Below are 5,438 nucleotides of genomic sequence, written 5' to 3'. Positions count from 1 at the left end.
CAGGCCCCTGTGCAGCCGCAGCAGCAGGGTGCCCCGGGCCGGCCCGGTGGCCCCGCGCAACCGCAGGCGGCCTGGCAGCAGGCGCCGCAGATGCAGCAGCCTCCGTTCCCGCACCAGCAGGGCCACCCCGGAGCGGGCGGGCAGGGGGGCGCGGCGGGGATGCCTCCGGTCCACGGCGACCGCAGCCCCACCACCTTCCACCAGCTGGACCTCGGCCGCGTCATGCGCATCGGCCGTGCGCTGGAGAACGAGCTGGTCGTCTCCGACCTGCAGGTCTCCCGCCTGCACGCCGAATTCCGGGCGACGCCCGACGGGCGCTTCGAGATCCGTGACCTCGGGTCGCACAACGGCACGTACGTCAACGGCCAGCCGCTCAGCAAGTCCGGCGCCGCGCTCATCGGCCCGAACGACATCGTCGGTGTCGGTCACTCGACCTTCAGGCTGGTCGGGGACAGGCTGGAAGAGTTCGTCGACACCGGTGAGGTCTCCTTCTCCGCCCGCCATCTCACGGTGACGGTCGACGGCGGCAAGGACATCCTCAAGGACGTCTCGTTCGGCGTTCCGGAGAAGTCGCTGATCGCTGTCATCGGTCCCTCGGGCTCCGGTAAGTCCACCCTGCTCAAGGCGCTGACCGGCTACCGGCCCGCCAACCAGGGCGAGGTCCTCTACGACAACCGGAACCTGTACAAGCAGTTCGCCGAGCTGAGGCAGCGCATCGGCCTGGTCCCGCAGGACGACATCCTGCACAAGGAACTCACGGTCACCAAGGCCCTCAAGTACGCGGCCAAGCTCCGTTTCCCCGCGGACACCACGGAGGCCGAGCGCACCGCCCGGATCCACGAGGTCCTCGCCGAGCTCAAGCTCGACATCCACAAGGACAAGAAGGTCACCTCGCTCTCCGGCGGCCAGCGCAAGCGCGTGTCGGTCGCCCTGGAGCTGCTGACCAAGCCGTCGCTGATCTTCCTGGACGAGCCGACCTCGGGCCTCGACCCGGGCATGGACCGTGACGTCATGCAGCTGCTGCGCGGCCTCGCCGACGACGGCCGTACGGTCCTCGTGGTCACGCACTCCGTGGCCGAGCTGGCCATCTGCGACAAGCTCCTGGTGATGGCGCCGGGTGGTTCCGTCGCCTACTTCGGCCCTCCCGAGGAGGCACTGAACTTCTTCGGCTACACCAGCTGGGCGGACGTCTTCTCCGCCTTCGAGAACTACCGCGACTACGACTGGTCGGGACGCTGGCGCGGCTCGCAGCACTACCAGATGTACGCCGCCGACATCGACGCCGTCGCCGCGCAGTCCGTACACATGCCCCCGCCGCAGCAGATGCGCCCGCCGAAGCCGTCGGGCTGGGCGGCCCAGCTGTGGACCCTGATGCGCCGGTACGTCTCGGTGATCGCGTCCGACAAGGGCTTCCTCCTCCTGATGGTGCTCCTGCCGGCCGTGCTGGGCGTCGTGAGCGTGGTCATCCCGGCGGAGTTCGGCCTCGCGGAGCCCGACCCGCCCTCGCGGTTCAACGGCAAGGCCGGAACGATCATGCTGATCCTCGCGGTCGGCATGTGCTTCGCCGCCGCCGCCAACTCCGTGCGGGAACTCATCAAGGAACGGGTGATCTACGAACGGGAACGGGCCACCGGCCTCTCCCGTTCCGCCTACCTGCTGTCCAAGGTGATCGTCCTCGGCGTGATCACCGCGTTCCAGGGTGTGATCATCTGCGGGATCGGTTTCTCCACCCGCGAGCTGCCGGAGGAGGGCCTGTTCATGCCCCCCGCCGTGGAGATCTGCCTGTCGATCATCGTGCTCGGCTTCACCTCGATGATGGTGGGCCTGCTGATCTCGGCGCTGGTGAAGACCGCCGAGAAGACCATGCCGCTGCTCGTCATGTTCGCCATCGTCCAGGTGGTCTTCACCGGTGTGCTCTTCCAGGTCTACGGATCGCCGGGCCTGGAGCAGTTCGCCTGGCTGATGCCGTCGCGCTGGGCGGTGGCGGCGGCCGGCACCACGCTGGACCTCGCCCACCTCATGCCGCCGTGGGACCCCGAGGACCCGACGGACCTCGATCCCCTCTGGGAGCACTCGGCCGGGCAGTGGGGGATCAACATCACGGTGATGCTCGTCATGAGCGCCGTCCTCTTCTTCGCGGTCTCCCGGATGCTGCGCCGCCACGAGCCCGAGGTGATGCGCAAGTAGACGTGCGCCGGGCCGCACCGGACCCTGAAACGCCCGAGGGCGGCACCCCGTGGGGTGCCGCCCTTCGGCATGTACCGGCCGGTCACGCGACGCTGCGGACCGGCGGGTCAGCTCTGCCAGGTGTTGCTCGGTGCGTGGCTCAGTACGCGCTGTCGACGTTGTCGATCGAGCCGTACTTGTCCGCGGCGTAGTTGGCGGCCGCGGTGATGTTGGCGACCGGGTCGTACTGGTCGTGCTTGGTGCCCTTGACGTGGTAGAAGTCGAAGGTCGGCTTGATGACCTGCAGCAGGCCCTTCGACGGGACGCCGTTGATCGCGTTGATGTCCCAGTTGTTGATGGCGCGGGGGTTGCCGCTGGACTCGCGGATGATGTTGCGGTGCAGGCCCTCGTACGTGCCGGGGATGTTCTTCTTGTCCATGATGGCCAGAGCCTCACGGATCCAGCCGTCCAGGTTGTTCGCATAGACCGGCTTGCGGTCGGCCGCACGGCTGGCCTTCTCGGCGGCACGCTTCTTCGCGGCGGCCTTGGCCTTCGCGGCGGCCTTGCTCTTGGCCTCGGCGACGGCCCTGGCCTTCGCCTCGGCCGCGTCGGCGGCCTTCTTCTTCTCGGCGGCGGCCTTGGCCTTGGCCGTGTCGGCGGCCTTCACCAGCTGCTCGGCCGTCGAGTTCTGCTCGATCGCGGTGGCCTGGATGTTCTTGGCCTGCGCGCCGGTGTAGGCCACCGGCGCGGCGGCCGCGGCGGCCTGCGGCTCGGTCGTGGCCGAGGCCTCGTCCGGGACGAGGGAGAAGGCGAGGGAGGCGGCGGCCAGGGTGGAGACCCCCGCGACGGAGAGCTTCTGCGCCTTGTTCAGACGACGGTTACGGCTGGAGATGCGGGACACGGACATACAGTCGTACCTCTTCGAATAGCAGGGGTCCTCGGCGAGGACGCGGACGGAAGAGCCGGGGGCATCTCCGTCGGGGACAGATGCAATTCTTAGCGCCAGCAAAATGGCCTGGCAAAGGTGTGACGTACGAAGCCGAATAGTGGATCAGGGTCTTTTTCATACCCTCTTGTCCGGTTTAAGCGTTGGCGACTTGCCCGTTTTACTCCAACTATCCCTCTTCGTAAGTGACGTGAGTCCTATGTCTCGGTTCACATGGGGACCCCTCGAAGCTCACGAGAAGTTGCTTCAGTAATGCGGAGCGTAAGGGGCGTATCGGACAGTGGGCGGGGGTGGCCGGCGTCGCCGCGAGACCTCCGGCCCGTGCGTCCCGCCCCACCCGTCAGCCGTAGCCACGCGAGGGGGCCGGACCCAGGACCGGCCCAGGACCGAGGGCCCGTCCCGCCCGGACCCGCGGCCCGGTACGGCGGCGGTACCCCCGCCGGTACGGTGAACGCATGAGCCATCGCCCACCGTCGGGCCTCGCCGCGGTCAGCGCCGCACTGCTCGCCATGAGCCGGCACCTCGAAATGCGGGACGTCCTCAAGACGATCGTCGCCTCGGCCCGGGAACTGCTCGACGCGGAGTACGCCGCCCTCGGCGTCCCGGACGACCACGGCGGCTTCGCCCAGTTCGTCGTCGACGGGGTCAGCGACGAACAGTGGAAGGCCATCGGGCCGCTGCCCCGCCAGCACGGCATCCTCGCGGCGATGCTCCACGAGGCGAAGCCCCAGCGGCTCGCCGACGTCCGCGAGGACCCCCGGTTCGAGGGCTGGCCCGACGCGCACCCCGACATGTCCGACTTCCTCGGCCTGCCCATCCAGGACGGGGACGAGACCATCGGCATCCTCTTCCTCGCCGACAAGCGCTGCCCCAGGCCGACGGGCGGCTGCAACTTCACGCGGGAGGACGAGGAGCTTCTCGGGATCCTCGCCCAGCACGCGGCGATCGCCCTCACCAATGCCAGGCTCTACGAACGCAGCCGTGAACTCACGATCGCCGAGGAGCGCTCACGGCTCGCCCACGAGCTGCACGACGCCGTCAGCCAGAAGCTCTTCTCGCTCCGGCTCACCGCCCAGGCCGCCGCAGCCCTCGTCGACCGCGACCCGGGACGCGCCAAGGACGAGCTCCAGCAGGTCGCCGCCCTGGCAGGGGAAGCCGTGGACGAGCTGCGCGCGGCCGTCGTCGAGCTGCGCCCGGCCGCCTTGGACGAGGACGGCCTGGTCGCCACGCTCCGTACCCAGATCCAGGTCCTGGACCGCGCCCACAGCGCCCGGGTCACCTTCGAGAGCGCCGGAGTACGCGCCCTGCCCTCCGCCCAGGAGGAGGCGATGCTGCGGGTCGCCCAGGAAGCACTGCACAACGCCCTGCGCCACTCGGGCGCCGGTCAGGTCGCCGTCGCGCTCACCCGGCACCCCTCCGTCACGGTGCTGCGGATCACCGACGACGGCTGTGGCTTCGACACGCATGCCGTCCGGCGCGCCGGACGGCACCTCGGCCTCGTCTCGATGCACCACAGGGCCGGCGGCGTCGGAGGCCGGCTCACCGTCACCTCGGAGCCCGGCAAGGGCACCACGGTCCAGATGGAGGTCCCCTGTGCCTGAGAAGATCATCAAGGTGCTGCTGGTCGACGATCACCAAGTGGTCCGGCGAGGGCTGCGTACGTTCCTCGAGGTCCAGGACGACATAGAGGTCGTCGGGGAGGCGGCGGACGGGGCCGAGGGCGTCGCCAGGGCCGAGGAGCTGCGCCCCGACGTGGTCCTGATGGACATCAAGATGCCCGGCACGGACGGGATCGAGGCGCTGCGCAGGCTCAGCGAGCTGGACAACCCCGCCAAGGTGCTGATCGTCACCAGCTTCACCGAGCAGCGCACGGTGGTGCCCGCCCTGCGGGCGGGGGCGTCGGGCTACGTGTACAAGGACGTGGATCCGGACGCCCTGGCCGGTGCCATCCGCTCGGTGCACGCGGGCCACGTCCTGCTCCAGCCGGAGGTCGCAGGCGCACTGCTGGCCCAGGACGACGCGGGCGGCAACGGCTCGGGACGGGGGAGCACCCTGACCGAGCGGGAACGGGAGGTGCTCGGACTGATCGCCGACGGCCGCTCCAACCGGGAGATCGCCCGGGCACTGGTCCTCTCGGAGAAGACCGTGAAGACCCACGTCTCGAACATCCTCATGAAGCTGGACCTCTCGGACAGGACGCAGGCCGCGCTGTGGGCGGTCCGCAACGGGGCGGCGGGCTGACGGGGGAGACCTCTGCCGGTCACGTCCCGGTGCGGGCCGTCGGCGGCGCGGCGGCCTGCCGGACCGGCCTCCGGCGCCCCGGCCC

4 protein-coding genes are annotated in these 5,438 nt (G+C 69.7%); 3 read left to right on the top strand and 1 reads right to left on the bottom strand.

All coding sequences use genetic code 11. From position 1 onward, the window contains the following. Nucleotides 1-2,187: ATP-binding cassette domain-containing protein (locus VN520_RS29390; protein WP_325749985.1), on the top strand; the 2,187-nt coding region annotated here is incomplete at its 5' end. 139 nt (nucleotides 2,188-2,326) lie between these two features. Here the strand turns inward: VN520_RS29390 and VN520_RS29385 are convergent. Then, nucleotides 2,327-3,073 (bottom strand): transglycosylase SLT domain-containing protein, encoded by a 747-nt coding sequence (locus VN520_RS29385; protein ID WP_325749984.1) that lies wholly within the window; start codon nucleotides 3,071-3,073, stop codon nucleotides 2,327-2,329. Between the two features lie 494 nt (nucleotides 3,074-3,567). On the opposite strand from VN520_RS29385, the gene VN520_RS29380 reads away from it, so the two are divergent. Then, nucleotides 3,568-4,713, top strand: coding sequence for a GAF domain-containing sensor histidine kinase (locus tag VN520_RS29380; protein WP_325749983.1), 1,146 nt, complete (start codon nucleotides 3,568-3,570; stop codon nucleotides 4,711-4,713). Then, nucleotides 4,706-5,353: a response regulator transcription factor gene (locus VN520_RS29375; protein ID WP_325749982.1), complete on the top strand. Its 648-nt coding sequence runs from the start codon at nucleotides 4,706-4,708 to the stop codon at nucleotides 5,351-5,353. The genes VN520_RS29380 and VN520_RS29375 overlap by 8 nt, the downstream gene beginning before the upstream one ends. The last annotated feature ends 85 nt before the right edge of the window (nucleotides 5,354-5,438 follow it).

Source organism: Streptomyces sp., assembly GCF_035563135.1.
Taxonomy (GTDB): domain Bacteria; phylum Actinomycetota; class Actinomycetes; order Streptomycetales; family Streptomycetaceae; genus Streptomyces.
The sequence above is the reverse complement of the archived record's forward strand: the minus strand, read 5'-3'. Positions and strand labels throughout refer to the sequence as shown.

What these genes read in the sequence shown, in the direction of transcription:
- VN520_RS29385 (WP_325749984.1), bottom strand. Translation starts at nt 3,073, where the DNA reads ATGTCCGTGTCCCGCATCTCCAGCCGTAACCGTCGTCTGAACAAGGCG.
- VN520_RS29380 (WP_325749983.1), top strand. Translation starts at nt 3,568, where the DNA reads ATGAGCCATCGCCCACCGTCGGGCCTCGCCGCGGTCAGCGCCGCACTG.